Origin of the sequence: Rhodanobacter sp. DHG33, from assembly GCF_014843005.1 — a bacterium.
GTDB lineage: Bacteria > Pseudomonadota > Gammaproteobacteria > Xanthomonadales > Rhodanobacteraceae > Rhodanobacter_A.
Genome location: NZ_JACYXM010000006.1, coordinates 134,268 through 159,435, shown reverse-complemented (window position 1 = coordinate 159,435; position 25,168 = coordinate 134,268). Strand labels below are relative to the sequence as shown.

The 25,168-nt window shown below is 68.0% G+C and carries 20 protein-coding genes; 9 read left to right on the top strand and 11 right to left on the bottom strand.

The window, feature by feature from the left end; translation table 11 throughout:
* Nucleotides 1–411: 411 nt before the first annotated feature.
* Both IHE46_RS12365 and IHE46_RS12360 read left to right on the top strand, forming a co-directional pair.
* Complete coding sequence (locus IHE46_RS12365; protein ID WP_192164950.1) at nt 412–948, top strand: (2Fe-2S)-binding protein; 537 nt, start codon at nt 412–414, stop codon at nt 946–948.
* A complete protein-coding gene (locus IHE46_RS12360; RefSeq protein ID WP_192164949.1) occupies nt 945–3,221 on the top strand; it encodes a molybdopterin cofactor-binding domain-containing protein in 2,277 nt (758 codons plus the stop codon). Before IHE46_RS12365 ends, IHE46_RS12360 begins: the two co-directional genes overlap by 4 nt.
* A 204-nt stretch (nt 3,222–3,425) precedes the next feature.
* On the opposite strand, the gene IHE46_RS12355 is transcribed toward IHE46_RS12360, so the two are convergent.
* Both IHE46_RS12355 and IHE46_RS12350 read right to left on the bottom strand, forming a co-directional pair.
* Nucleotides 3,426–5,396, bottom strand: coding sequence for a hypothetical protein (locus tag IHE46_RS12355; protein ID WP_192164948.1), 1,971 nt, complete (start codon nt 5,394–5,396; stop codon nt 3,426–3,428).
* A 30-nt stretch (nt 5,397–5,426) separates the two neighbouring features.
* The gene (locus IHE46_RS12350) at nt 5,427–6,329 is read right to left on the bottom strand and encodes a hypothetical protein (protein WP_343230025.1); all 903 of its coding nucleotides are present in this window, start codon (nt 6,327–6,329) and stop codon (nt 5,427–5,429) included.
* Between the two features lie 383 nt (nt 6,330–6,712).
* Between IHE46_RS12350 and fusA the strand changes: the two genes are divergently transcribed.
* Nucleotides 6,713–8,752, top strand: coding sequence for an elongation factor G (gene fusA, locus IHE46_RS12345; RefSeq protein WP_192164947.1), 2,040 nt, complete (start codon nt 6,713–6,715; stop codon nt 8,750–8,752).
* A gap of 80 nt (nt 8,753–8,832) precedes the next feature.
* On the opposite strand, the gene IHE46_RS12340 is transcribed toward fusA, so the two are convergent.
* A complete protein-coding gene (locus IHE46_RS12340) occupies nt 8,833–9,300 on the bottom strand; it encodes an SET domain-containing protein-lysine N-methyltransferase (protein WP_192164946.1) in 468 nt (155 codons plus the stop codon).
* Nucleotides 9,301–9,449: 149 nt separating this feature from the next.
* Here IHE46_RS12340 and IHE46_RS12335 point away from each other — a divergent pair, with 149 nt between their 5' ends.
* Together IHE46_RS12335 and IHE46_RS12330 are read left to right on the top strand one after the other, a co-directional pair.
* Complete coding sequence (locus IHE46_RS12335) at nt 9,450–9,947, top strand: hypothetical protein (RefSeq protein WP_192164945.1); 498 nt, start codon at nt 9,450–9,452, stop codon at nt 9,945–9,947.
* A gap of 20 nt (nt 9,948–9,967) precedes the next feature.
* Nucleotides 9,968–11,743 carry an acyl-CoA dehydrogenase C-terminal domain-containing protein gene (locus IHE46_RS12330; RefSeq protein ID WP_192164944.1) on the top strand — a complete coding sequence of 592 codons (1,776 nt, stop codon included), beginning with the start codon at nt 9,968–9,970 and terminating at the stop codon, nt 11,741–11,743.
* A 75-nt stretch (nt 11,744–11,818) separates the two neighbouring features.
* On the opposite strand, the gene IHE46_RS12325 is transcribed toward IHE46_RS12330, so the two are convergent.
* The gene (locus IHE46_RS12325) at nt 11,819–13,663 is read right to left on the bottom strand and encodes an alpha/beta hydrolase (protein WP_343230024.1); all 1,845 of its coding nucleotides are present in this window, start codon (nt 13,661–13,663) and stop codon (nt 11,819–11,821) included.
* Nucleotides 13,664–13,744: 81 nt separating this feature from the next.
* On the opposite strand from IHE46_RS12325, the gene IHE46_RS12320 reads away from it, so the two are divergent.
* Together IHE46_RS12320 and IHE46_RS12315 are read left to right on the top strand one after the other, a co-directional pair.
* On the top strand, nt 13,745–14,815 hold the full coding sequence (locus IHE46_RS12320; protein ID WP_225563029.1) for a DUF4105 domain-containing protein: 1,071 nt from the start codon (nt 13,745–13,747) through the stop codon (nt 14,813–14,815).
* 178 nt (nt 14,816–14,993) lie between these two features.
* The gene (locus tag IHE46_RS12315; protein WP_192164942.1) at nt 14,994–15,596 is read left to right on the top strand and encodes an OmpA family protein; all 603 of its coding nucleotides are present in this window, start codon (nt 14,994–14,996) and stop codon (nt 15,594–15,596) included.
* A 66-nt stretch (nt 15,597–15,662) separates the two neighbouring features.
* Here IHE46_RS12315 and IHE46_RS12310 read toward each other — a convergent pair whose 3' ends face one another.
* Nucleotides 15,663–18,941: an EAL domain-containing protein gene (locus IHE46_RS12310; RefSeq protein ID WP_192164941.1), complete on the bottom strand. Its 3,279-nt coding sequence runs from the start codon at nt 18,939–18,941 to the stop codon at nt 15,663–15,665.
* A 153-nt stretch (nt 18,942–19,094) separates the two neighbouring features.
* The gene (locus IHE46_RS12305) at nt 19,095–20,549 is read right to left on the bottom strand and encodes an RNB domain-containing ribonuclease (protein ID WP_192164940.1); all 1,455 of its coding nucleotides are present in this window, start codon (nt 20,547–20,549) and stop codon (nt 19,095–19,097) included.
* 123 nt (nt 20,550–20,672) lie between these two features.
* On the opposite strand from IHE46_RS12305, the gene IHE46_RS12300 reads away from it, so the two are divergent.
* Nucleotides 20,673–21,146, top strand: a complete 474-nt coding sequence (locus IHE46_RS12300; protein WP_192164939.1) for a GNAT family N-acetyltransferase — start codon at nt 20,673–20,675, stop codon at nt 21,144–21,146.
* Nucleotides 21,147–21,158: 12 nt separating this feature from the next.
* Here IHE46_RS12300 and IHE46_RS12295 read toward each other — a convergent pair whose 3' ends face one another.
* Both IHE46_RS12295 and IHE46_RS12290 read right to left on the bottom strand, forming a co-directional pair.
* The gene (locus IHE46_RS12295) at nt 21,159–21,506 is read right to left on the bottom strand and encodes a GFA family protein (protein WP_192164938.1); all 348 of its coding nucleotides are present in this window, start codon (nt 21,504–21,506) and stop codon (nt 21,159–21,161) included.
* Nucleotides 21,507–21,615: 109 nt separating this feature from the next.
* Nucleotides 21,616–22,410, bottom strand: coding sequence for a tRNA threonylcarbamoyladenosine dehydratase (locus IHE46_RS12290; RefSeq protein ID WP_192164937.1), 795 nt, complete (start codon nt 22,408–22,410; stop codon nt 21,616–21,618).
* Between the two features lie 81 nt (nt 22,411–22,491).
* Between IHE46_RS12290 and IHE46_RS12285 the strand changes: the two genes are divergently transcribed.
* Nucleotides 22,492–22,881 carry a cytochrome c gene (locus IHE46_RS12285; RefSeq protein WP_192164936.1) on the top strand — a complete coding sequence of 130 codons (390 nt, stop codon included), beginning with the start codon at nt 22,492–22,494 and terminating at the stop codon, nt 22,879–22,881.
* On the opposite strand, the gene IHE46_RS12280 is transcribed toward IHE46_RS12285, so the two are convergent.
* The 3 genes from IHE46_RS12280 to IHE46_RS12270 are packed head-to-tail and all read right to left on the bottom strand — an operon-like array spanning nt 22,878 to nt 25,132.
* On the bottom strand, nt 22,878–23,180 hold the full coding sequence (locus IHE46_RS12280; RefSeq protein WP_192164935.1) for a DUF962 domain-containing protein: 303 nt from the start codon (nt 23,178–23,180) through the stop codon (nt 22,878–22,880). The two genes, IHE46_RS12285 and IHE46_RS12280, sit on opposite strands and share 4 nt — an antisense overlap.
* A gap of 10 nt (nt 23,181–23,190) precedes the next feature.
* On the bottom strand, nt 23,191–24,060 hold the full coding sequence (locus IHE46_RS12275) for a pirin family protein (RefSeq protein ID WP_192164934.1): 870 nt from the start codon (nt 24,058–24,060) through the stop codon (nt 23,191–23,193).
* 13 nt (nt 24,061–24,073) lie between these two features.
* Nucleotides 24,074–25,132 (bottom strand): NADH:flavin oxidoreductase/NADH oxidase, encoded by a 1,059-nt coding sequence (locus tag IHE46_RS12270; RefSeq protein ID WP_192164933.1) that lies wholly within the window; start codon nt 25,130–25,132, stop codon nt 24,074–24,076.
* Nucleotides 25,133–25,168: the final 36 nt, after the last annotated feature.

Here is a 25,168-nt window from a genome sequence, read left to right as displayed (position 1 = left end):
GGTTTGGTTTGATTCTGCTCTGGCCGTGGCTTCTGCGCGCTGGGAGCGCGCTGCTCTTCGGAGCCCCTATGCGGCGGTGAGGCGGGGACGATCAGGCCGCGCAGCGGGCATCGCCAGGGAGGGCGATGCCTTTTCGACCGGGCAGGAAGCCCGGCCGAAAAGCCCGGCCACGCCTCACGCACTCGCAGGGCAGGATGCCCGGAGAGCGACGCATCGGGGTGCTCTTTCTCTTTGGCTACTTTCTCTTTGAGCACGCAAAGAGAAAGTAGCTCGGCCGCCGGCAGGCGGACGAAACCGCTCCGTTGCTTGCGACAAGTTCACGAAGCCAAGCGCCAGCCGTTCAGACCCCGCATTCCTAAGCCACCCGCCACAATGCAACAATGCACGGGATACGTTTGGAGGAGATCCCGCATGGCGCCAGCCCAAGCCCACGATGTGCCGCCCATTCCGGACAACGGCATCGTGTCCGAGCCGGCACGCGGCGGCATCGCGGTCGAGATCAACGGCGAGCGCTTCGTGCACACGGGCGATCCGCAGATGCCGCTGCTGTGGTACCTGCGCGACGTACTGTGGCTCACCGGCACCAAATACGGCGGCACGCATGGCGAGAACGGCGCCGATCTGGTGCTGGTGAACGGCAAGCCCGTTTCCGCGATCACCCAGCCCATGGCCAAGCTCGCCGGCAAGAGCATCACCACGGTGGAAGGCCTCACCGCGGAAGACGGCAGCCTGCATCCGCTGCAGCAAGCCTTCATCGACGAGGATGCGATCGGCTGCGGCTACTGCACCCCCGGCTGGCTGATGGCCAGCTTCGACCTGCTCAAGCGCAAGCCGCAACCCGGCGACGTCGATATCGACCAGTTGCCCAACAGCTGCCGCTGCGGCAGCCAGACGCGGGTGCGTGCCGCGATCAAGCGTGCGGCCGCCGGCAAGGCAGGTCAGGCATGAGCACTCCTGCGACGAATGGCATCCGCCTCTCGCGGCGGCGCTTCCTGCAGATCCTCGCCGGCACCGCGGGTGCGCTGGTGGTTGGCGTGCGCTTCGCCGAGGCGACCGAACCGCCGCTGCCGCCGGAATGGCTTGGCAACGATTTCCACGAGCTCGGCGCCTATGTGCGCATCGATTCCGACGGCAATGTGCTGATCGGCGCGCGCGATCCCGACACCGGCACCGGCGTCGCCACCTCGCTGCCGATGATCGTCGCCGACGAACTGGACGCCGACTGGAACCGCGTCAGCGTGGTGCATCTCGGCCTTGGCGTCGACGCCGGCGACAACAACAAGACGCACTGGAGCTACGGCCGCCAGCGCGGCGGTACCGGCGACTCCATCCCCGCCGCCTGGGCCGACCTGCGCCAGGCCGGCGCGCTGGCGCGCTGGCTGCTCACGCAGGCGGCCGCGCGCCGGCTCGGCATCGCCGCCGACCGCCTGCGCTGCGAAGCCGGCACCGTGATCGCGCCGGACGGCCGCCGCGTCACCTACGGCAGCCTGGTGGCCGACGCCAGCAAGATCGACCTGCCGCAGCAGCCGCCCACACCGAAGTCGCCGGAGCAGTACACCCTCATCGGCAAGCCGGTAGGCGACGTGGATGCGCATGCCATCGTCACCGGCCGCGCGAAATACGCCGTCGACCACAACGAGGCCGAGGCGCTGGTCGCCGTGCTGCTGCACTGCCCTTGGCCGGACGGCGCGCTGGCCAGCCTCGATCCCGCACCTGCGCTCGCCGTGAAGGGCGTGGTCAAGGTGATACCGCTCCGGCCCGAGCACACCATGCAGCCCGGCCTCACCGTGATCGCCCCCGCGGTGGCCGTGCTGGCCGAAAACACCTGGGCCGCGCTGCAAGGCCGCGACCAGCTCAAGGTGGAATGGAAGCCCGGTGCCAGCGCCACGGAAAGCACCGCCGCCCTGGAACAACAGGCCGCTGACCTGCTCGACGACAAATCCTCTGCCACGCCCACGACCCGCGTACGCGACGACGGCGATGTGGAAAAAACCGCCAAGCATGCGGCCGTGCGCGTGGACGCGACCTATTACCAGCCCTGGCTCGCGCACGCCTGCGCCGAGCCGATGAACTGCCTCGCGCACATCGAAAAGGACCGGGCCAGCCTCGTCGTGCCCACCCAGGCGCCGCAGCAGGCCTGCGCCGTGGTGCAGCGGCTCACCGGCCTCACGCCCGACAAGATCGAAATCCGCGTGCCGCGCGTGGGCGGCGGTTACGGACGCCGCCTCGACCACGACTACGTGGCCGAAGCCGTGCTGCTGGCGAAGGAAGCGAACAAGCCCGTGCGCCTGCTGTGGACGCGCGGCGAAGACTTCACCCACGACTACTACCGCCCCGCCAGTGTGCACCGGATCAGTGCGGTGCTGGACCGCAAGCGCAACGTGGTCGGCTGGAACCAGCGCATCGCCAGCGCCTCCGCGCTCGCCGGCCGCGGCGTGCCTGCCGACCGGCTGTGGCATTCGGAAGTTTCGGTGGACCAGCTGCCCGCCGGTCTCGTACCCAACTTCCGCAGCGACTGGTATGCGCAGGAATCCTCCCTGCCGCGCGGCCCGCATCGCGCCATGCCGCACCTCGCCAACGCCTTCGCGGCGGAAAGCTTCGTCGACGAAATCGCGCACCAGCTGCGCGAAGATCCGCTGCAGACGCGCCTGCGCCTGCTCGGCGACCCGCGCAGCATTCCGCTGAAGGACGGCGGCGCGCTGGACACTGCGCGCCTGCGCAACGTGCTGCAGCTGGTCGCCGACCGTATCGGCTGGAAGAACTGGCTGCACAGCGTCAACGGCCTCGGCATCGCCTGCTGGAGCATGGACGGCGCCTACGTGGCGCATGCCGTCGAGACCTCGCTGCAGAACGACAAGCTCAGCATCGTGCGCGTCGTCTGCGCGGTGGACGTGGGCCGCGTCATCAACCCGCTCGGCCTCGAAGGCCAGGTCGCCGGCGCCACGCTGGATGCGCTCTCCATCGCACTCAACCTCGCCATCACCACGAAGGACGGCAAGGTGCAGCAGCGCGACTGGAAGAGTTATCCGATCGCCGGCATGGCCCAGCTGCCGAATGCCGTGGAGACCATCATCGTCCCCAACGACGGCCTTCCGCCCGCAGGCGCCAGCTTCCTCGGCATGCCAACGGCGGCGCCGGCCTTGGCCAATGCGGTGTTCCGCGTGAGCGCGGTGCGCGTGCGGCGCTTGCCGCTGCTGCGGGAGTTCCAGCGGTTGCAGTAACCGGCTCCGAAAACCTGCCGCCCTTCCCGTGCTTGCGGATCTCGTCTGTCCGCGAAGCCGTTGCTTGCGCTCCTGGCTAGGACTGCAGCGGTTCCGGGTACCGGCGGCAATCGAAGCCGCCGGGTTACTCACGGCATGCGAAAAGCCCGACTCGCCGAGGCGGGCGAAGCGCTGGAAAGCAGCGCCACCTGTCTGCCGATCAACTCAATGGAACTGATCGCTGGCCGGTACCCATGAACTCGCCGAAGCCGCGGGCACGTACCCCTTCACCACCGGCTCGGTCGGCGGGCACCCTGGCGGCATCGGGCCACCGGCAATGCGCGCGGCCGCGCACTGCGCATCGTTGTTCAACGCGACGTGCGCCGGCGCCGCCGCGGTAGCCGAGGCCGCGGGCGACACGCTGGGCACGCTGCCGCCGGGAAGGCTAGGTAAATTGAGCCGGTCGTAGGATTTCTGCGCCACCGCCGGCGGCGGCTGGTCGGCGTTGCCGCAACCCAGCAGCGACACGGGAATCAGCGGCGTCACCGAGCACTTGATGCGGATGCCCAGCGGCAGGTGGAAGGTGTGCTGCACCGTGGTCTTTTCCGCCGCGTGGCGCAGCGCGGTGTCCACCGTGCTTTCGCCCGGCGGCGTCCAGTACGGGTCGAAGCGCGTGGCCTGGTACTTCACGCTGTTGACGTTGTGGCGCATCACCGCAGTGTCGCCCGAGGGCTTGAGCTGGATGAACTCGGGCACCTTGTTCGGCGTTGCCTGGCTGGCCGATGCCGCCCCAGCGCCAGCGATGCCGGCACCGGGCTGCGTGCCCGGCAAAGCGCCCTGCCCCTTGCCGGGATTGCCCGAAGTGGCGTGGCCCAGGCCATGCGATGTGGTCGGACCGTTGCCGTGCACGGCAGCCATGTCGCTGGCGCTGGTCGTGCCCTGCGGTTCGCCGGGATGCGCGTTGTCGCTGCCCTCCGGCGTGGCGTTGGGTGCGGTGCTGACGCCCGATGCCGCGCTTTCGCTTGTTTTCCCCGTGGCCTCTTCGCTCGCTGCGTTGTCCGTGGCGGTCGACGATGCCGTCGCCGATGCCTGGCTCGACGCCGGCGTGCTTTCTCCCGGCGGCAAGGCCACCGGCGCGAGCTTGCCGATCGTGGTCGCCGACTGGTCGCTGGTGATCTCGACGGTGGCCTTCGGCGACGGCGCGATGCTGGGTGTCGCGGATGCCGATTGCGGGATCGCGGCGAGCGGCTGCTCCTGAGCTTCGATGGGCGCGGGAGCCTGCACCTTGGACAGATGACTGGGCGCATCCGGCGCGGGTGCGTCCAGCGAGGTCTGCAAGCTCACCTGCGGCGCGACCTGGGCCGGCAGCGGCACGGCCTGCAAGTCGGGAGCGGGCGGCGCGGCAGGCAGGTCTACATGCGCCGGTTGCGCGATGGCGGGTGCCTGCGAATCCGGCGCCACGCGATCCAGCGCCATGGTGGGTGGTGTGACCGCGGGTTGCGATTGCGGCGGCACGGCCGGGAGTGCCAGCGAAGGCGGCGGCAGCATCGGCTGGTTGCCTTCGACCTGCGGCGGACGCACGGGCTGTGGCTGGAACCGGGGCGGCACCGGCGGCTGCAAGGTGGGCTTGGACAGGTTCACCGGCGGCGGCTGGTTCGCCACCGGCACCGGCTGCAACTTCGGCGTGGGCGCCGGCCGCGGCACGCTGGGCGGCGGTATCGGCGCCGCCGCCACTTTCGCCGGCGCAACAGCCACGGCTTTCGCGGCGACTGCAGGTGCATGCGGTGCGTGCGGCGCGCGATGCGCGGCGGCGTTCGCGGTGTGCTGCGCGCCGGCACGGGGCGCAGCATGGCCCTGGTGCACCGGGCCGACCTGGCGCGGCGGCTCGCCTTTCGGCGGCGGCGGGGGCGCGAGGTCGGGCAATTCGATGAAGTGTGCCTGCAGCTTCGCCGGCGTGTCCGGACCCGGCGGCACCTCCCAATCCTCCACGAAAGTGAAGCCGAGCAGGAACAGGATGTGGATCAGCAGGCTGCAGACGAGCGCCGTCACACGCCGCCACGCCAGGCGCGGCCTAGGCCGCCGCGACGCGCGCAGGCCGAGCATGCGCGAGGAAGCGGCGAGCGGCGAATTCAGCAGTACCTGAGCCGGCCGCTGGGCAGATGGTCGAGGCGTGTTCGGATCCGTAGGCAGCGGCATGGCACGAGTTTAGCGGGCGGCAGCCTCGTGTCAGTGACCCGCCGCCTGTTTGGCCTGCTTTTCGCGCTGCTCGCGCACCTCCTCGTCCACGGCGCGAAGCGGCGTGTCGCTGGGGCAGCCCTCGGCGAGCGGCTGGCCGGCACGGTACAGCGCGATGCACTTGGACAAAGGCGGCGGCGGCGGGGCATGCGGGTTGGGCGCCAGCGGCTTGGCGGGCGCCATGTTCATGCGCACGTCGCCATCCTTGGGCGGCGGCGGCGAAGGCGGATCGCCGCCGCAGCCCCCGCCCAGACCCACCAGCGAAACACCGCAATGGATGTGGATGCCATGTCCCAGGTCGAAGGTGTGCTTCACGGTGGTCTTGTCCACCGCCTTCTGCAACGCATCGTCGACCGCGTTGCTGCCGTGGCCCCAGTCCTTGTCGAAGGGAGTCGGTTTGTACTTCACCGGACTGGTGTGCTGCATGATCCGCGTGTCGCCCTGCGGCATGTGCTGCACGTACTCGGGCGCCGCTGCGCTGCTGGCGGCCGCCGGCAGGATGGCCGCACCGCTGCTGTCGAACAGGCGTGGCGGCGCCACGCTGGCCGCCGGTGCCGGCGCGGGCGGCGGTTCGCTCGATGCATTCTTCGACGCGGGTTCGGCGACGCGCTTCGCCGTCGCGCGGACGGGCGCGCGAGCCGGCGGTGGCGGCAGGGCCAGGGGCGGCACGGGCTTAGCGGCCGGCGCATGGGCGGCGGAAATGAAGCGCACCTCGAGCACGTCGCTGGCGCTCGTCGTGGATTGCTCGGCGGGCACGGGTTCCTGCGGATGCATCGCGTACCAGGTCATCACCGCGAACACGAGGTGCAGCAGCGCCACGACGAGCAGCACCAGCCACGCCAGGCGCCGGCCGGGCGGCGGCTCGCGCCAGCGCAGCTGGCGCAGGCGCGCCACGGTCGCAAGGTCGAGCGCACGCGTGCCGTCCCGGTCGTGGCCGGGCGGTGGCGTGGCGGGGATGTCGGCCTGCGGTGGGGTGGCGATGGGAAGGGCCTTGGTGCCGGAAACGGCAGGAAGTATGCGGAGCGCTGCTTGAACCGGCCCTAGAGACCGCAACCGGCCGCGGCGGTTCCCGCGTCCCTTGACGCACGCCTAACCCCGCCGCGACTTACCATCCACGAACTCACCCCGCCATGACCGCCCCCGCGTCCGCGCCCGGACGACCATGACGGCCCGCCAGTCGCCACGCGCGGCTTCCGTGCGGCGCCGTTACGCCGAACGAGGCTGCGCCCAAAGAGCTTGCCGGTATCTCCAGGCAGGCCCGAGAGGAGGGTCGCATCGTGTCGTACAACACGGAAAGCATCCGCAACATCGCGCTCGCCGGCCATGCCGGCGCCGGCAAGACCTCGCTGTTCGAAGCCCTGCTGCACGCCGGCGGCGTGATCCAGGCGCAAGGTTCGGTGGAGCGCGGCACCACGCAGTCCGACACCGACGCGCAGGAAAAGGCGCGCGGCCACTCCATCGACAGTTGCGTCGCCGGCATCGACCGCGGCAACTGCCACATCAACCTGATCGACACCGCCGGCTACGACGATTTCCGCGGCGGCACGCTCTCGGCGTTCGCCGCGGTGGAAACCGTGATGGTGGTCGTGAACGCCGTCAACGGCATCGAGCACGGCACCCGCCGCATGATGGAACACGCCCGCATGCGCGGCCTCGCGCGCGTGCTGGTGGTCAACAAGATCGACGCCGTCGTCGCCCATCTGGGTGCGCTGGTGGAAGCGCTGCGCGAAGAATTCGGCCCCGAATGCCTGCCGGTGAACCTGCCCGCACAGGGCGGCAAACAGGTGCTGGACTGCTTCTTCCACGCCGAGGGAGCCACCGATTTCTCCTCGCTGGCCAGCGCGCACCAGCACATCCTCGACCAGGTGGTGGAGATCAACGAGGCGACCATGGGCGCCTACCTCGACAACGGCGAGGCCGCGCTGAACCGGCAACAGCTGCACGACGCCTTCGAGCAGTGCCTGCGCGAAGGCCACCTGGTGCCGATCTGCTTCGTCAGCGCGCGCAGCGGCGCGGGCGTGACGGAGCTGCTGGATCTCGCGGACCGCCTGCTGCCGAATCCCGCGGAAGGCAACCCGCCGCCTTTCCTCAACGGCGAGCATGAGGCGATCACGGTGAACGCCGACCCCAAGCAGCACGTGATCGCCGACGTGTTCAAGATCGTCAACGATCCCTTCGTGGGCAAGCTCGGCATCTTCCGCGTGTGGCAGGGCACGCTGCGGCGCGACGCGCAGCTGTTCGTGGACGACGGCCGCAAGCCGTTCCGGGTGGGCCACCTGTTCCGGCTCAATGCCAGGAACCACGTGGAGATCGAGCAGGCCATCCCCGGCGACATCGCCGCGGTGGCCAAGGTGGAGGAGATCCACTACGACGCCGTGCTGCACGACTCGCACGACGACGACCGCATCCATCTCGCGCCCATGCGCTTCCCGCAGCCGATGTTCGGCCTCGCGCTGGAACCTAAGCACAAGGGCCAGGAACAGAAGCTCGCAAATGCATTGGCACGGCTGGCCGAGGAAGACCCCTGCCTGCGCATGGAGCACCACAAGGAACTCAACGAGACCGTGCTGCGCGGACTTTCCGAACTGCATCTCAAGGTCACGCTGGAGCGCATGCGCGAACGCTACGGCGCGGAGGCGGCCACCCATCCGCCGCGCATCGCCTATCGCGAAACCATCGCCGCGCTGGCGGAAGGCCATCACCGCCACAAGAAGCAGACCGGCGGCGCCGGCCAGTTCGGCGAGGTGTTTTTGCGCGTGGAGCCGCTGGAGCGCGGCGCCGGCTTCGAATTCGTGGACGCGGTGAAAGGCGGCGTGATCCCGGGCACCTTCCTCCCCGCCATCGAGAAAGGCGTGCGGCAGGCGATGGAGCGCGGCGCGGTGGCCGGCTACCCGCTGCAGGATCTGCGCGTGACCGTGTACGACGGCAAGTACCACCCGGTCGACTCCAAGGAGGTGGCCTTCGTCAGCGCCGGCAAGAAAGCCTTTCTCGATGCCGTGGGCAAGGCGCGGCCCATCGTGCTCGAACCCATCATGGACGTGGAAATCTCGATCCCCGAAGTCGACGTGGGCGACGTCACCGGCGGCCTCGCCGGCAAGCGCGCCCGCATCCTGGGCACCGACAGCAGCCGCGGCGGCGAACTGATGATCCGCGCCCAGGCCCCGCTGGCCGAACTCACCGACTACCCCACCGAACTCAAGGCCATGACCGGCGGCCGCGGCCGCTACAGCCTGGACCTGAGCCACTACGAGCCAGTGCCGATGCCGGTGCAGAAGCAGCTCAGCGAGGCATGGCGGCCGAAAGCGGAGGAGGAATAGGACGGTGCACCGATCGTGCGATCCAGGCGCCGTGAAAACTCATTCGCCGGAAGCGGATACGCGGATGCCAGACAGGCCGATCAGCGCTTCGGCTTGAGCAGCGTCCCCGTGCAATCCGGCGACCCGCACAGACACTTCCACAGCTTCTTCAGGCGCGCCGTATGCGGCACTTCCAGCGTGATGCCGTAGTCGTAGGTGAGCTCTTCGCCCGGCTTGATGTTGCGGATGGCCTCGATCAGCACCCGATCCTTGCGCGGGTCGCCGCCGGCGCTTTCCTCCACCACGGCGCGGCAGTTGGGCGCGCAGCTGTGGTTGATCCAGCGCGCGTCGTTGCCCTTGCGGTTGGCGTCGATGATGTAGTCGTCGTTGAGGGTGAACAGGAAGGTGTGGCCGGTTTCGCCGCCGTCGCCGTACATGTCGTCGGCCTCGGCATGGGTCATCAGCGTGCCCTTGTACTGGATGATCTCCTCGCCTTTCCGGATGGGCTCGACGGCGAACACGCCATTGCCGTGGATGGGGGAGCGACGGGCGGCGATGCGACGGGTCATGTGGCGTGCGGATGTGGTGGAGGAACTCCGCATGATGCCGTGAGTCCGCCGATGTGGGAACCGTCCAGGCTCCCATCCATTGACGTGCGCGGCGGCCCGGGTCAAGATTCAAACAATCGTTTGAGATCGTAGCCACCGAGGTCACGGCCATGACGCGACTGATCCGCTGCTTCGCACTCGCCGCCCTCGCCGTCGGCCTGGCGGCGTGCGGCCCGCAGCGCAAGAGCGTGTTCCCACCCTCGCTCGCCGTGCAGCAGATGCAGGTGCTGCCGAGCGGCATGTGGCGGCTCACCGTGCGCATCCAGAACAACAGCTACGGCGGCATGGATTTCAGTGCCATCGAAGGCTCGCTGCAGGTGGCCAGCGAGACGCCGGTGCGCCTGCATGCCTCGTTCGACCGCGACATCCCCTCCTTCGCCGGCGATGTGATCGCCGTCGACGTGCTGCCCACGCCCGCGATGGGCAGCGCGCTCGCCGCCGTCGCCGCCAAGGGCAGCGGCGGCTCGCTGGCCTACGCCATCCAGGGCACGATCCACGCCCAGCCGGACCTGGTCGACCATCCGGACGACAAGAACCCGCAGGACTTCCCCTTCCAGCACAACGATTTCCTGTCGCCGGTGCCGGGCATCGCCAACACTTTCCGCTGATTCCTTCCGAGAGAACGACCATGACGATCTACAAGGCTCCGCTGGACGACCAGCGCTTCGCCCTCTTCGACCTGCTCGGCGCCGAGGCCATCCTCACCAAGCTGCAGGGTGGCGCGGAACACAGCCGCGACCTGCTGGACGCGGTGCTGGAAGAAGCCGGCAAGCTCTCCGAACAGGTGCTGGCGCCCACCAACGCCTCGGGCGACGCCGAGGGCTGCCATTACGACAAGGCCACCCACGCGGTGACCACGCCGAAAGGTTTCAAAGAGGCCTTCAAGGCCTTCTCCGAAGGCGGCTGGGCCGGCCTCACCGCGAAGGAGGAGTTCGGCGGCCAGGCATTGCCCAACGTCATCGGAACCAGCACCACCGAGCTGTTCCAGTCCGGCAACCTGTCGTGGAGCCTGTACCCGCTGCTGAGCGAAGGCGCCTGCCACGCGATGGAGCTGCACGGCACGGCCGAGCAGCAGAAGACCTACATGATGCCCATCGTGGAAGGCCGCTGGACCGGCACGATGTGCCTCACCGAGCCGCAGGCCGGCTCCGACCTCGGCCTGCTGAAGACGCGCGCCGAACCGAACGCCGACGGCAGCTACGCGATCAGCGGCACCAAGATCTTCATCAGCGCCGGCGAGCACGACATGGCCGAGAACATCGTGCACCTGGTGCTGGCGCGCCTGCCCGACGCGCCAGCCGGCAGCCGCGGCATCTCGATGTTCATCGTGCCGAAGTTCAAGGTGAACGCCGACGGCTCGCCGGGCGAACGCAACAAGGCCTACGCCGGCGCCATCGAGCACAAGATGGGCTTGAAGGGCTCGGCCACCTGCGTGATGAACTTCGACGGTGCCGAGGGCTACCTGATCGGCCAGCCGCACAAGGGCCTGGCCGCGATGTTCACCATGATGAATGCCGCGCGCCTTTCGGTGGGCGTGCAGGGCCTCGCGCTCGCCGAGCGCGCGTGGCAGAACAGCCTGAACTACGCGCGCGAGCGCCTGCAGGGCCGCGCGCTGTCCGGCGCGAAGTTCCCCGACAAGGCCGCCGACAACCTGCTGGTGCAGCCCGACGTGCGCCGCATGCTACTGACCCAGCGCGCCTTCGTGGAAGGCTCGCGCGCCCTGCTCTACTACACCGCGCTGCAGACCGACATCGAATCGCGCAGCGAGAGCGAGGCCGAGCGCAAGCAGGCCAGCGAACTGGTGGCCTTCCTCATCCCCATCGCCAAGGGCGTGGTGACCGAACTCGCGCAGGAGTGCACCAAGGAAGCGCTGCAGGTGTACGGCGGCCACGGCTACATCGGCGAGAACGGGATGGAGCAGTTCGTGCGCGACGCGCGCATCATCACGCTGTACGAAGGCACCACCGGCATCCAGGCCGCCGACCTGCTGGGCCGCAAGATCCTCCAGCTGCAGGGCGTGGGCTTCAAGCACTTCCTCGCCGAGATCGGCGCGTTCTGCAAGGCGCATGCGGGCGACGCGAAGCTCGCTGCGCTGATCGCACCGCTGGGCGCGCTGGCGAAGGAATGGGGCGAACTCACCCTCTCGCTCGCGCAGCGCGTGCAGGCCAACCCGGAAGAGCTCGGCGCCGCCGCCACCGATTACCTGTGGTACTCGGGCTACGCCACATTGGCCTATTTCTGGGTGCGCGCCGTGGCCGCCGCCGAGGCGGGCGCGCAGTCCGAGGCGTTCAAGCAGGCCAAGCGCGACACCGCCGCGTTCTACTTCGCCCGCATCCTGCCGCGCACGCTGACGCACAAGGCGGCGATGACCGCGGGCGTGGCGACGATCGCTGATATTGCTTGATGGAAACGGCCATCGCGTCTTGTATGCGATGGCTTCTTTTCGTCATTCCGGTGCAGGCCGGAATGACGAGCCAAGTCATTGGCGATTGTCGCCGTCCGCCCGCTGCAGATGCAGCCGCATGATCCGGCGCACCTCCAGGATCGCCGCGGGCGTCTCCTGCACGCTGTGCCAGGAAGGAATCACCACTTCGGAATCCGCGCCGGCGAGATGCGCGCTGGCATAAGGCACCACGCCATCGCTGCTCTGTGCCAGCGGTCCGTTCGCCTTGTACAGACCGATGATGGAGTGGTAATGCACCGCGGGCGAGATCGGCAGATTCTCGCTGGCGACGATGAAGGGATCGGTGTCGCTGAGGTTGTCCACGCTGTTCGACACGTGCAGCGGCGCGCCCTTGCCGCCGTCGCCCTGCTGCAGCAGATCCGAAATGCCGGTCACTTCCTTGAGCACGCCGAACGGCAGCCGGATCAGTTCGGCCACCCAGCGCGCGATGCGGTGCCGCGCCATCGGCGTGCCGCGATGCGGCGCGGCGAGGAACACCGCCGAATCCACCTGCGGCATCGGCGAGAACTGCAGGTAGGGCGCCAGTTGCTGGCGCAGCTTCGCGCGCTGGGCGGCTGAAAGGCTTTTCCCTTGCGGCACCAGGCTCCACAGCCTGTCGCCGCTGGATGACACCAGCAGTCGCGCGATCACCCCGCCCATGCTGTGCCCCACCAGCATCATGTGCTGCGTGGCGCGCGCGGTACCCTGGGGATCGAAGTGGCGGATCGTCTCGTCCAGCGCACGGCGGATCTGCATCAGGTTCACCGCGATGGGCGCGTTGGTCGGGTAGTAGACCTGCCACACCTGGTAATGCCGGCGCAGCTCCTCGTCGCCCAGCACCTCATTCGCCACATTCACCCAGGCCTCGGGGCTGCTGGCGAGGCCGTGCAGCATCACCACGGTGCGCCGGTTCGGATCGTAGGGCTGCATCAGCAGCACGCGCGGCGAGTCCAGGCCGCCCTGCCGTCCCAGCAGCGAACGGATCGACTGCATCGCGAAACCCGAACGCGCCAGCCACAAACCGTAGGGCGCGGTGAAATTGGCGCCCAGCGGCACGCTGCGCCCGGCGATGCTCATGTCCGCATCGCGATACGGGTCGCGCGCCAGCAGCTGCACCTGCCGCGTGTCCAGGACTTCATCCAGCGTGTTGCCGCCGAACACCAGCACGCCGGTCATCGCCACGTAGCGCGGATCGCGCCAGGGCACGGCGGGCGTATCCGATGCCGGCTTCTGCGTCACCGCCACGAAGTCCGAGCCGAAACCATCGCGCTGATAGACGTTGCGCAGGCCCTTGAAGCGCAGCGACGAAGCGGGCAGCAGTTCCGCCGGCGTGGCATGCAGGCCCAGATCGGTATCCGGCCGCAGTACCGACCAGCCTGCCAGATCCGTGTGTGTCCAGCCCGCACCGAGCCTGGGCAACTCCTCGAACCAGCGCTGCACCACGCGCTCCACCGCATAGTCGTAGAAGGCGATCACCTTGGCCTGGCGCTGATCGAACACGCGATCGGCAGGTGTGCGCTGCGTGTAGAACAGATAGGCGTAGGCGTAGCGCGCGCTCTGCAGATAGGCATCCAGGGTGGCGTCATCCATCACGGGCTGATGGTCGCCGCGCAGCGCGCGCCCCAGCCACAGTTCGGACAGCGAGGAAAGCCGCCGTTCTTCGTCGAGTCCGCTGGCGTGTTCGACGATGCCCGCGCAGGTATCGAAGGATTGCGCGCATTGCTTCGGCGTCAGCGCCAACACGTTCAGCGTCTGCACGGTGCCGTCGCTGAACTGCTTGCTGCCGATCACGTCGGCGCGCCGCTCGCTCACGACGTCGCCGGGCTTGAGGCGGCTCACGTCCACCATGGCGCAGGCATTGAGGCACAGCAGCGATATCACGGCGGCGCACCGCCACAGCTGCCTGATCGGGTCGCCCTGCATTCCCTGCCGCCTCCGTCGTGGAATCCGCCGTGATTGTAGATGCCGTTGTCTTGGCGCGCGCATCGCGGCACGCTGGCCGTACCGGACAAAGCATGGACGATACCGATGGCGAAACTGTTGCGCACCGTGGGACGCCTGCTGGCGTGGCTGTTTTGCGCGCTGGTTGCCCTTCTCTCCCTCGCCTGGGGCACCCTCGCGCTGTGGTACCGGCTGCCCGGCGGCGACGCCATGCGCGTGCTGGGCGCCGGGTTGTGGTGCGCGCTGGCGCTGGCCTTCTTCGCGCTGGCGATCCGCCGCCGCACATGGCGCCCCTTGCTCGGCTACGTCGGGATGTACGCGCTGCTGCTGGCCTGGTGGTCCACCATCGAACCCAGCAACCATCGGGACTGGGCCGACGACGTTTCCCGGCAGCTCACCGGCGAAGTGCACGGCGACACGGTGGTCCTGCACAACGTGCGCGACTTCGCATGGCGCAGCGACAGCGACTACGACATCCGCTGGGAGACGCAAAGCTACGATCTCGACCACCTTGTCTCCGCCGATGCCGTGCTGTCGCACTGGGGCAGCGATGCCATCGCGCACGCGATGGTCTCGTTCGGTTTCGACGACGGCCGCCACCTCGTGTTCTCGGTGGAAATACGCAAGCGCCGCGGGCAGGAGTTCTCCTCCATCGGCGGCTTCTTCAAGGATTTCGAAACGACGCTGGTCGCCGCGCCGGAGAGCGACCTGATACGTGTGCGCACCAATGTGCGCGGCGAGGACGACTACCTCTACCCGCTCGCCATCGACCGCGGCACGATGCGGGGACTGTTTCTTTCGTACGTGAATACCGCCAACCGGCTGGCGACCGCGCCAGCCTTCTACAACACCGTCACTTCGAACTGCGTCACGGTGGTGTACCGCATGGCGCGGCACCTCGATCCAGGCTTGCCGATGGATGTACGCCTGCTGCTCACCGGTTATCTGCCCGGCTATCTCTACAAGATCGGCGCGCTCGATCATCGCCTCACGCTGGCGCAATGGAATGCGCGTGCGCGCATCACCGAACGGGCACGCGCAAGCAAGCCGGGCGACGATTTTTCAACAGCCATACGCACAGCGCCGCCATGACATCGCGACACGCGATTCGCCATGCGTACACAAACCTGAACCTCGGCGCAGCAGCGGAACTGAACAACGCGCAGGCACGCATCACATCGGTTAGGGTCGATGGACAGCACACGACATGCTTCCTAAACGACTTGCACGCAAACGTACGCGATGCAGGCACGCACCAAGGAGACACTCGATGCACACTCCCTCCCCCCGAATCGCCGTGCTGGCGGCGAGCCTCCTGACCATCGGCCTGGCAGGTTGCTCGAACTACGTGAAGAAACAGGATTTCAGCGCCGCCATCCAGCAGCTTCAGCAGAAGCAGCAGGATCAGCAGAGCCAGATCGACGCACTGCGGCAACAGATGCAGGCGCAGTTCTCGAAGTACGACACGCAGATCACCGCCATGCAGGGCCGTGTCAGCGTGGACACGGTGGCGCACTTCGCGTTCAACAGCGCCACGCTCGACGATCAGGACAAACCGGCGTTGCAGAATTTCGCCGCGACCATCAGCAAGTACCACCCGAACGTGCTCATCACCGTGGAAGGTTTCGCCGATCCGGCCGGCTCGCATGCCTACAATCGGCGACTCGGCATGAAACGCGCCGAAGCCGTGCGCGACTTCCTCGTGCAGAGCGGCGTGAACGCCGACCAGTTGCGCGCGGTGAGCTACGGCAGCGACACCAACCGCCAGGTGGCGAAGGGCGCCACCCACGACCGCGGCACGGACAACCGTCGCGTGTCGCTGACGGTGGATTCCGCCGGCGCGAATGCATCGGCGACAACGGCCACGTCCTGACATCCCGCATCCACGCAACGCAAAACGCCCGGGGGAACCCGGGCGTTTTCGCAGCATGCCGTCGACTCACATGCCGTTCGGCCGCTCCTGCAGTATGCGTTCGAACATCTGCAGCGGCATCGGCCGCGAAATCAGATATCCCTGGAAGACCTCGCAGCCTTCAGCCATCAGGAAATTCTGCTGCGCCTCGGTCTCCACACCCTCGGCCACCACCTGCAGGCCCAGGCCGCGTCCCATGCCGATAATGGTGCGCGCCACCATCGCATCGTTGGCGTCGTCCGGCAGCCGTGCGACGAAGGACTGGTCGATCTTGAGCTGGTCCAGCGGCAGGTGCGAGAGATAGGCCAGCGAAGAGTAGCCCGTACCAAAATCGTCCAGCGAGATGCGGATGCCCAGCGCGCGCAGCTGCGCCAGCTTTCCGGCGGCTTCGTCTAGGTCGTCGAGGATCGCCGTCTCGGTGATTTCCAGCGTCAGCATCGCCGGATCGGCGCCGGTGACGGACAAGGCCTGACGCACCTCCTCCACGAAGCCGGGTTGGGCGAACTGCCGGGCGCTCATGTTGACGGCCAGCCCGAGCACGCGCGTTGCGGAGTGCCCGGACCAATCCACCAGACACGCACAGGCTTGCCGCAGCACCCATTCGCCCAGCGGCAGGATCAGGCCGTTTTCCTCGATCACCGGAATGAATTCCTCCGGAGACACCTGGCGACCATCGGGACGCGTCCAGCGCAGCAGCATCTCCGCACCGACCACGCGGCCGCGCCGATCCACCTGTGCCTGCACATGCAGGTCCATCACCTTCTCGGCGATGGCGCGGCGCAGGTCGCCCATCAGTGCTTCGCGCTGCGCCAACTCGTCCTGCATGGCCGGTTCGAAACCGCACACCCGGTCGCGCCCCGCGGCCTTGGCGGCATACATCGCGAGCTCGGCCTGCTTGAGCACCGTCTCCGAGGAATCGCAGCCCGGTGCCACCTCGGCCCAACCGATGCTGACGGTCATGCCTGCCGGCACGCCGTCGTCCAGTTGGAACGGCCTCTGCAAGGACTGGCGCACGCGCTCGGCATAATCCAGCACCCGCGCGGCCCGCTCCGTTGGTCCGCCGTCGCTCCCCGGCAACAGCAGCGCGAACGTGCCACCGCCAAAACGGCTCAGCACACATTCGTCGCCCAGCAGGCCGCGCAGGCGTTGCGCCATCCGCACGAGCAGGCGGTCGCCTGCGGCATGCCCGCGCAGATCGTTGATCCGCTTGAAGTGGTCGAGGTCGAACATCAGCAAGGCGACGCCGTGCGCCTCCCCCTCGTCCAGCAAGTGCTGCAGCCGGCCGAGCAGGAAGTGCCGGTTGGACAGATCGGTGAGCGGATCGAAATACGTCATGCGATCGATGCTGGCGTGCGCCTCGCGTTCGCCGGTGAAATCCACCATCGAACAGACGAAGTGGCTGATCTGTCCGTTGCTGCCCGTCACAGCCGAGATGGAAGTGCGGACCACCTTGAGCGGCCCCTGTTTCGGTTGGATCCACGCCTCGCCCACCCATGAGCCGTCGCGCCGCGCCGCGCTCCAGAGATTCTCGTAGACGTCGGGTGCGTGATGCCGCGAGCGCAGCACCGTGGAACGCCTACCGACCACCTCCTCGGGGCCGTAACCGGTGAGCGCGACGAAGGCCTGATTGACCCGCAGGATGGTGCGCTCCGCATCCGTCACCATCAGCGCCTCCTGCGTCTGGAAAGCCACGGCGGCAAGACGCAGCTCGCCCTCCAGCCTTCTGCGTTCGCTGATGTCCTGCGCATAGACCAGCACGTGCTGCGCGCGACCGTCGGCGTCGTGGAATACCGAGCAGTCCACCCGCACGGGGAAGCGCCGGCCATCGCGCGTCACGTGCTCGCTTTCCCATACGGCATGTTCGTGGCGGTCCACCTCCCTGCGCGCCGCCGCACGCTCGGCCACCAGGTCGGCCGGATACAGCGCATCCACCGGCATGCCCACCATCTCTTCCACCTTGTAGCCGCGTTCCGCGGCAAAAGCCGGGTTGACGGCGATCACACGCCGGCTGCGCGCATCGCAGAGGTACATGCTGAAGGCGGCGTTCTCGAACGCATGCGCCCATAACCGCAGCTGCGCCTCGGCGCGCAGCCGCTCGGTGACATCGCGCGCCGTGCTCAGCACGCCGCTCACTTCGCCTTGCGACGAGAGCAGCGGCACGCTGATGACCTCCAGCCGCCGCTCGCCACCGGCAGCGTCCCGCAGCGACAACAGGTCGCCGACGTGCTGAATCCGGTGCACCGCTTCCGCGTCAAGCGCGCGCACCCTGGCCGCGAATGCGGGATCGAACAGCTCGTCGCCGTGGCGACCCTGCGGCGCTTCGCATCCGGCACGGAACAGGGTAGCGACACGGTCGTTGCCGTCACGGTAGATGTCCGCGCGGTCCTTCACCCACATCGCGTCCGGACTGGCATCGAAGATCGCGCGCAGCTTGCCCTGCTCCGCCAGCAATTCGGACGTACGCGCCGCCACCCTGCGTCGCAACGTCGATACCCACAGCGCCATCAGGGAGACCAACGCCAGCACCGCCATCAGCACGATGCCGACGGTGCGCAGGTAGCCGCCCAGCAAAAGCGGATGCTCGAGCCAGCGCTCGCGCAGGGCCTCGCGTTCGTGCGGCGTGATCTCCGCCATGCCGCGCTCCACCACCTGCAGCATGGCCGTGTCGCCCTTGCGCACGGCGCGATGCGCCTGCCCGGTATAGATCACGAAGGCCTGGTAGAAACGGTCGATGGCCGAGTAGCGATACAGGTAGAAATCCGCCGGGTACTCGTCCATGCAGAAGATGCGCAGATTCCCCAGGGCCGCGGCCTTGACGATATCCTCATAGCCATCGAACTCGTGAAGGTTGGTGAGACCCTGCGAACGCAACCGTTCCGCGCAGACGTCGCCGCGCTCCACCCCCACGGGAAACCCGCGCAACGTGTCTATGTCGCGCACCCCGGCGATGCGCCGGTCCACATAGATGCCGACCGGCAGATCGGCATAAGGCTCGGAAAAGTCGTACTGCGTCTCGCGCGAAGGTGCGCGGTAGAGCATGTCGATCACGTCCGCACGGTCGGCTTGCATGTTCTGCAGGGCACCGTTCCAGCTCGTCGGCTCAAGATCGACCTTGATGCCGGTATGGGCCTGGAACAGTCGCCACATGTCGACTTCGTAGCCTTGCGGTTTGCCGTCGGCGTCCAGGAACAGGAACGGCGGGTAGTCGTTGCTGCTGGCCACGCGGATGTGAGTAGGCGCAGGGACAGATGCCGCCGACGCCGGCACGGCCGCGTTTGCCGCCATGCCGCAGAGCAGCCAAGCCACACATGCAGTACCCCGCCCGTTCACACGCGCGTCCCCCTTTCTCGGCTACCGCCATAGCCGACAGGCATCCTCATGATGCAGGTCGGCACGGTATTGATTGGCCTTGCTTCTCCGCCTTACCGCATCACGTGCCCGTCCAGTGTCTCGAAAGGTTCATGCCACCTCGAAGCGCACCACCCGCTTCAGCGGATCGGCCTCGACCAGGCGTACCGCCACTTCCTGCCCCAGGGGCAGCGGAGCCGCCGAGCTGACCGAGGCCTCGATCGCCGGGTCGCGCAGCATCACCAGGCCGCTTCGCGAAGCAACGGCACCGTGGCCGTTGGCTCCGGTGACTTCGACGATAGTACCCCGGAAGGTCTCGCCCACGCGTTGCGACAGCAGCATCGCCTCGACCAGGTCGATCACCTGGCGCTCGTAGTGCTTGGCGCGGCGGTCCGCTTCGGCCATCAGGTCCGGCAACGCAGGCAGCGCACTGCGCGCCCATTCCGGCACGGGCTGGTTCGCGCACAGCGCGACGCATACCTCGCCCACGTAGCGGTCCACCAGCCGGCGCAGCGGCGCCGTGGCATGGCTGTATTGCGCCGCCAGCGCGGATTGCAGGGGCTGCGCCGGCAACTCGCCGTCGAAGGCCGCGTAGCCGGCACCGCGCAGCACGGTGGTGCACGCGGTGAGCATCGCGACATGGGTGTCCTTGGAGGGATCGAGCGTGCGGATGAAATCGGGATAGTTCTGCCCGTCCGGCCACGCGATGGCCAGCGCCTGCGCCGTACGCTTGAGCCGAGCGATGTCCTGCGGCTGCGGTGGCGGCAGCGTGCGCAGGATGCCTATCTTGCCCTTCGCCATCAGCTGTGCCGCGGCCATGCCGGTGAGCAGCGAGATCTGCGCGTTCCAGTCCTCGTCCGGATGATTGACGCGGTAGCTCAGTTGCCACTGGCCATCCACCATGTCGATCTCCTGCTCGGGCAACGCCAGGCTGACGCCGCCGCGCGCCTGTTCGCGCTGCTTGCGCAGCTCGCCCACCTCGCGCAACAGCGTCCACAGCGGATCGGCGGTGCCGGCGTCGAGCTGCTGCTGCACGCCGACATAGTCCAGCCGCGCCCGGCTCTTCACGCGCGCGCGGCGCACGTCGATGGCGACGATCTCGCCGCTCGCATCGAGGTCGATCGTCCACAGCAGCGCAGGCCGCAACTGGTCCGGCAGCAACGAGGCCGCGCCCTCGGACAACACCGGCGGATGCAGCGGAATGCGCGAATCGGCGCCGTACAGCGTTTCGCCGCGGCGATGCGCCTCGGCATCCAGCGCACCGCCCGGCGCCACGAACGCGGCCACGTCGGCGATGGCGTAATGCACGCGGTAGCCGGCGCCCTCGCGGCGTTCGAAGTGCAGCGCCTGGTCCAGGTCCATCGAACCGGGCGGGTCGATCGTCACCAGCGGGATGTCGGTGCGGTCCAGTGCCGGCAGGTTCGGCTGCGCAGCCGCCTGCTTCGCCTCGGCTTCGACTTCGGGCGGAAATGCCTGCGGCAATTTCATTTCCTGCTGAATCGCCGCCTCGCCCTGCGTGAGCGTGGTGTCGTCGCCGGTCTGCAGGCGGATGCGGGTCGAGGGCATGGATCGATCCTGTCGAAAGCACGAACGCCGCACTATAGCCGTGACATGTGTCGGCATGGCGCACTTCCGTCGCGCGCCGTGCGGGTGTAGAACCAGCGTACGTCTCTGCACACGTTACGACTCATGAGCGATACGCCCCTGCTGATCCGTCTGGCCGAAGACGACGACGACTTCATCCTGGCCCTGGTGCCGCGCTTCGTGGACTTCCCGCTGCCGACATGGCGACGGCGGCACGAATGCATCGAAGGCATCCGCGACGAACTGCTGCGGCACCTGGAAGACCAGCCCGTGAACAGCCACCTGTTCGTGGCCGAGGATACCGACGGCACGCGCGTGGGCTTCATCCATTTGCAGCGCACCGAGGATTTCTTCACCGGCCGCAGCAACTGTCACGTCTCCGACCTCGCCGTGGTGCCCGAACACGAGGGTCGTGGCGTGGGCAAGGCGTTGCTGGCGCACGCGGAGCAATGGGCGCGGGAGCATCACTGCCAGCTGGTGACGCTGGCAGTATTTCCCGGCAACGAGCGAGCGCTGAAACTGTACGAGGCGGCAGGCTTCGGCGTGGACCTGTTGCGGCTGGCCAAGCCCATGCGCTGAAGGATACGGGCGTCAGATTTTCCGGCCGTCGAACGGCACCCGCTTGAGCGAATCCAGCTCCACGCCTTCAAGACAACGCACGTTGATCGCCGCCATCGGCTTGCCGTCCGGGCCGATGCCCAGGCCGAACGGCGCGCAGCCGCACTGCGGACAGAAACGATGGTCGATCACATGCCTGTTGAAGCGGTAGCTGGCCATGTCCGCCTCCGGCGTGCTCACGCGCAGCTGCTCGCGCGGTACGAACCACAGCAGGTAACCCTTGCGGCTGCAGTGGGAGCAATTGCACTCCATCGCCGCATCGAACTCGCCTTCGACCTCGAACGCGATGCGTCCGCAGTGACAGCTGCCGTGGTGGGGCATGGGGAGAATCCGCAGTGACCGTGGTCGGAGTATTCCATGAAGCGGGGTGACCTGCGTCGTCACCTCGGCGAGGCGGTCACCTCGTGTCTGGCGAAAAGCCTCCGGCGGATCAGTCCTCGCGTTCCGCCAGCAGCTTCTCCATCACCTTGCCCACCGCCGCGAACGCGAATGCGCCGGTGACATGCGTGGCCGCACCCAGCCCGCCGCCGCAGGCGAGGTTGAGTGCGTCGCCGCCGGGCGGCCGGTTGCCGCACACGCTGCCGTCGGGCTGCGGGTATTGCACGTTCTGCAGCGAATAAACCGCCGACACGCCGAAGTAGCGATCCGGGTTACGCGGAAAATTGAAGTCCGTGCGGAGCTTTTTGCGGATCAGGCTGAACATCGCGTCGTGTTCGGTACGCGAGAGGTCGCGTACGCGGATCTGGGTGGGATCGGTACGTCCGCCCGCCGAACCCACGCTGACGATGGGCAGCTTGCGGCGGCGGCACCACGCGATCATCTCCAGTTTCACGCGGAAGGCGTCGCAGGCATCCAGCACCGCGTCATAGCCGCGGTCCAGCAGTTCGTCCAGCGTGGAGGTGGTGAGGAAGCGCTCGATGCCCTCCAGGCGCAGGGCCGGGTTGATCGCATGCAGCCGCGCTGCCATCACGCCCACCTTGGGCTTGCCGAACTCGCCGTCCAGCGCGTGCATCTGGCGGTTGGTGTTGGACACGCACACTTCGTCGGCATCGATCAGGGTGAGCCGCCCCACCCCGCTGCGCGCCAGTGCCTCGGCCGCCCACGACCCCACGCCGCCCACGCCCACCACGCAGACGTGGCGCCGCGCCAGTTTCGCCACGCTGCCGATGCCGTACAGGCGCTCGACGCCGGCGAAGCGTTCATGGGGGAATTCTGTGTCGCTCATGGATGCAGCCTTGTTCCGGGACGGGCGATTCTATCGCCGGCCGCGTTATGCTCGCCGCATCCACCCTGAGGAATTGCCACGATGCGTGCAGCCCTGTTGATCCTGCTTGGCCTGGTCATCGGCGTGATCGGTACCGCCCAGGTCATGAGCACCCTCGCCGCGCGCAATCCCATGCCCAAGGCGGTGATGCACACCATGAGCTACCACACGAGCGAGCTGAAGCAGGCGATGAAATCGCAGGCATGCGACGCCGCGAAGATCCAGCCGCACCTGCTGCGCCTGCAGTCCACCGCCACCGACATCGTCCCCACCTTCGGCATCGCCGACCAGGGCTTTGCCGACGCCGCGAACAAGCTGCAGGCCAGCCTGCAGCAGGCCGTCGCATCCGCCCCGGCCAGCTGCGCGGCGCTGGCCGCGGCCCTGAAACCGGTCGGCGAGGCCTGCCAGGACTGCCACCAGAAATACCGCTAGAAACTGACCTTGCCGCGCAGCATCTGCGCATACATCACCCAGTCGCCCATCAGGCTGTACAGCGGATGGCGGAAGGTGGCCGGGCGGTTCTTCTCGTAGACGAAGTGGCCGATCCACGCACAGCCGTAGCCGGCCACCGGCAGCAGCCACAGCCACGCCAGCCGCCCGCTGGCGAATGCCAGCAGCAGAATCAGCAGCACCAGCGTACTGCCGACGAAATGCCAGCGCCGACACAACCGGTTGGCGTGCTCGCCGAGGTAGTAGGGATAGAACGCGCGGAAGCTGGCGAATTCGGCCATCTCGTTCTCCTCAAGCCGGCAGCGGAATGAATTCCAGTTCGTCGCCGGGCACCTTGGGGAAACGCTTTTCGCGCCAGTCGGCCTTGGCCTGCTCGATGCGGGCGTTGTCGGCGGCCACGAAGTTCCACCACAGGTGCCGCTCGCCATCCAGCGGCGCGCCGCCGAACAGCATCACGCGGCTGGCATGAGTCGCTTTGAGTGCGGGCGCGTCGCCTGATTGCGCCGCCATCCGCCCCGCGGACACGGTCAGGCCGCCCCACGCCAACTCGCCATCGATCACGTGTACGCCATGCTCGACGTGCTCGGACGGCAACGCCAGCTCGGCGCCCGCGTCCAGCCGCGCTTCGGCGAAGAACATCGGTGCGTACACCTTCACCGGCGATGCCGCATCCCAGCCGGTACCGGCGATCAGCACCAGTTCGACGCCCGATTGGCGGATGCGCGGCAGTGCATCCGCTTCGTGATGGTGGAACTCCGGCGCCACTTCCGCGTGCTCGCGCGGCAGCGCCACCCATACCTGGATGCCGTGCAGGCGCTGGCCTTCGACGCGCGCCTGCGGCGGCGTGCGCTCGGAATGCACGATGCCGCGGCCGGCGGTCATCCAGTTCACCGCGCCGGGCTGGATGTCGGCGAGGCTGCCCAGGCTGTCGCGGTGACGGATACTGCCGTCGAACAGCCAGGTCACGGTGGCCAGGCCGATGTGCGGGTGCGGACGCACGTCCATGCCCCGGCCCGGCGCGAAATCCGCCGGCCCCATGTGGTCGTAGAACACGAACGGCCCCACGTGGCGCGCATCCAGCACCGGCAGCAGCCGGCGCACGCTGAAGCCTTCGCCGAGATCGTGCAGGCGGCCGTCGATCAGGATCGGTTGCGCATCCATGGAAATACTCCGCTCACCAGGCACGCTGATATTGCACTGGCGCGGCCACCGACGCACCCAGTTCCTGCGCGGCGCGGCGCGGGAAGTAGGGATCGCGCAGGCTTTCGCGGGCAAGCAGCACCACGTCCGCCTCGCCATCCGCCACGATGTTGGCAGCCTGCCCAGCTTCGGTGATGAGGCCCACCGCACCGGTGGCGATGCCAGCTTCGCGGCGGATGCGCGCGGCGAACGGCACCTGGTAGCCCGGCCCCAGCGGAATCTTCACGTGCGGCACCAGGCCGCCGCTGGAAACGTCGATCAGATCGACGCCCAGCGATTTCACTTCGCGCGCCAGGCGCACGCTCTGCTCCACATCCCAGCCGCCTTCCGCCCAGTCCGTGGCCGAGATGCGCAACCACAGCGGCAGTTGCTCGGGCCATACCTCGCGCACGGCGGCAATCGCCTCGTGCACCAGTCGCGTGCGGTTTTCGAAGCTGCCGCCGTATTCGTCGTCGCGCCGGTTGCTGAGCGGCGACAGGAACTGGTGCAACAGGTAGCCGTGCGCGCCGTGCAGCTCGATCAACTTGAAGCCGGCGGCCAGCGCCCGTTGCGCAGCCGCGCGGAAATCGGCGAGCAGTTGGCGGATGGACGCCGCATCCAGCGCCATCGGCACATGCCAGCCCGCGTCGAACGGCAGGGCCGACGGCGCAACCGTGGTCCACGCGCCCTGTTCCGTCGAGAGCGCGCCGCCGCCCTCCCACGGCCGCAGCGCGCTGGCCTTGCGGCCCGCATGCGCCAGCTGCACGCCGGGCACCGCGCCCTGCGCGGCGATAAAGGCGGTGATCGGGCGCCATGCCTCCACTTGCGCGTCGTTCCATATCCCAGTGTCGCCCGGCGAGATGCGCCCTTGCGCCGACACAGCCGTGGCTTCGGCAATCACCGCACCCGCGCCGCCCACCGCGCGGCTGCCCAGGTGCACCAGATGCCAGTGGTCGGGTATGCCATCGGTGGCCGAGTACTGGCACATCGGCGATACCACGATGCGGTTGCGCAGTTCGAGGCTGCGCTGCGTGAAGGATTCGAACAATTTCATCAGGGGACCGGCGAAGGAACGGAAGCTTCTACAGTG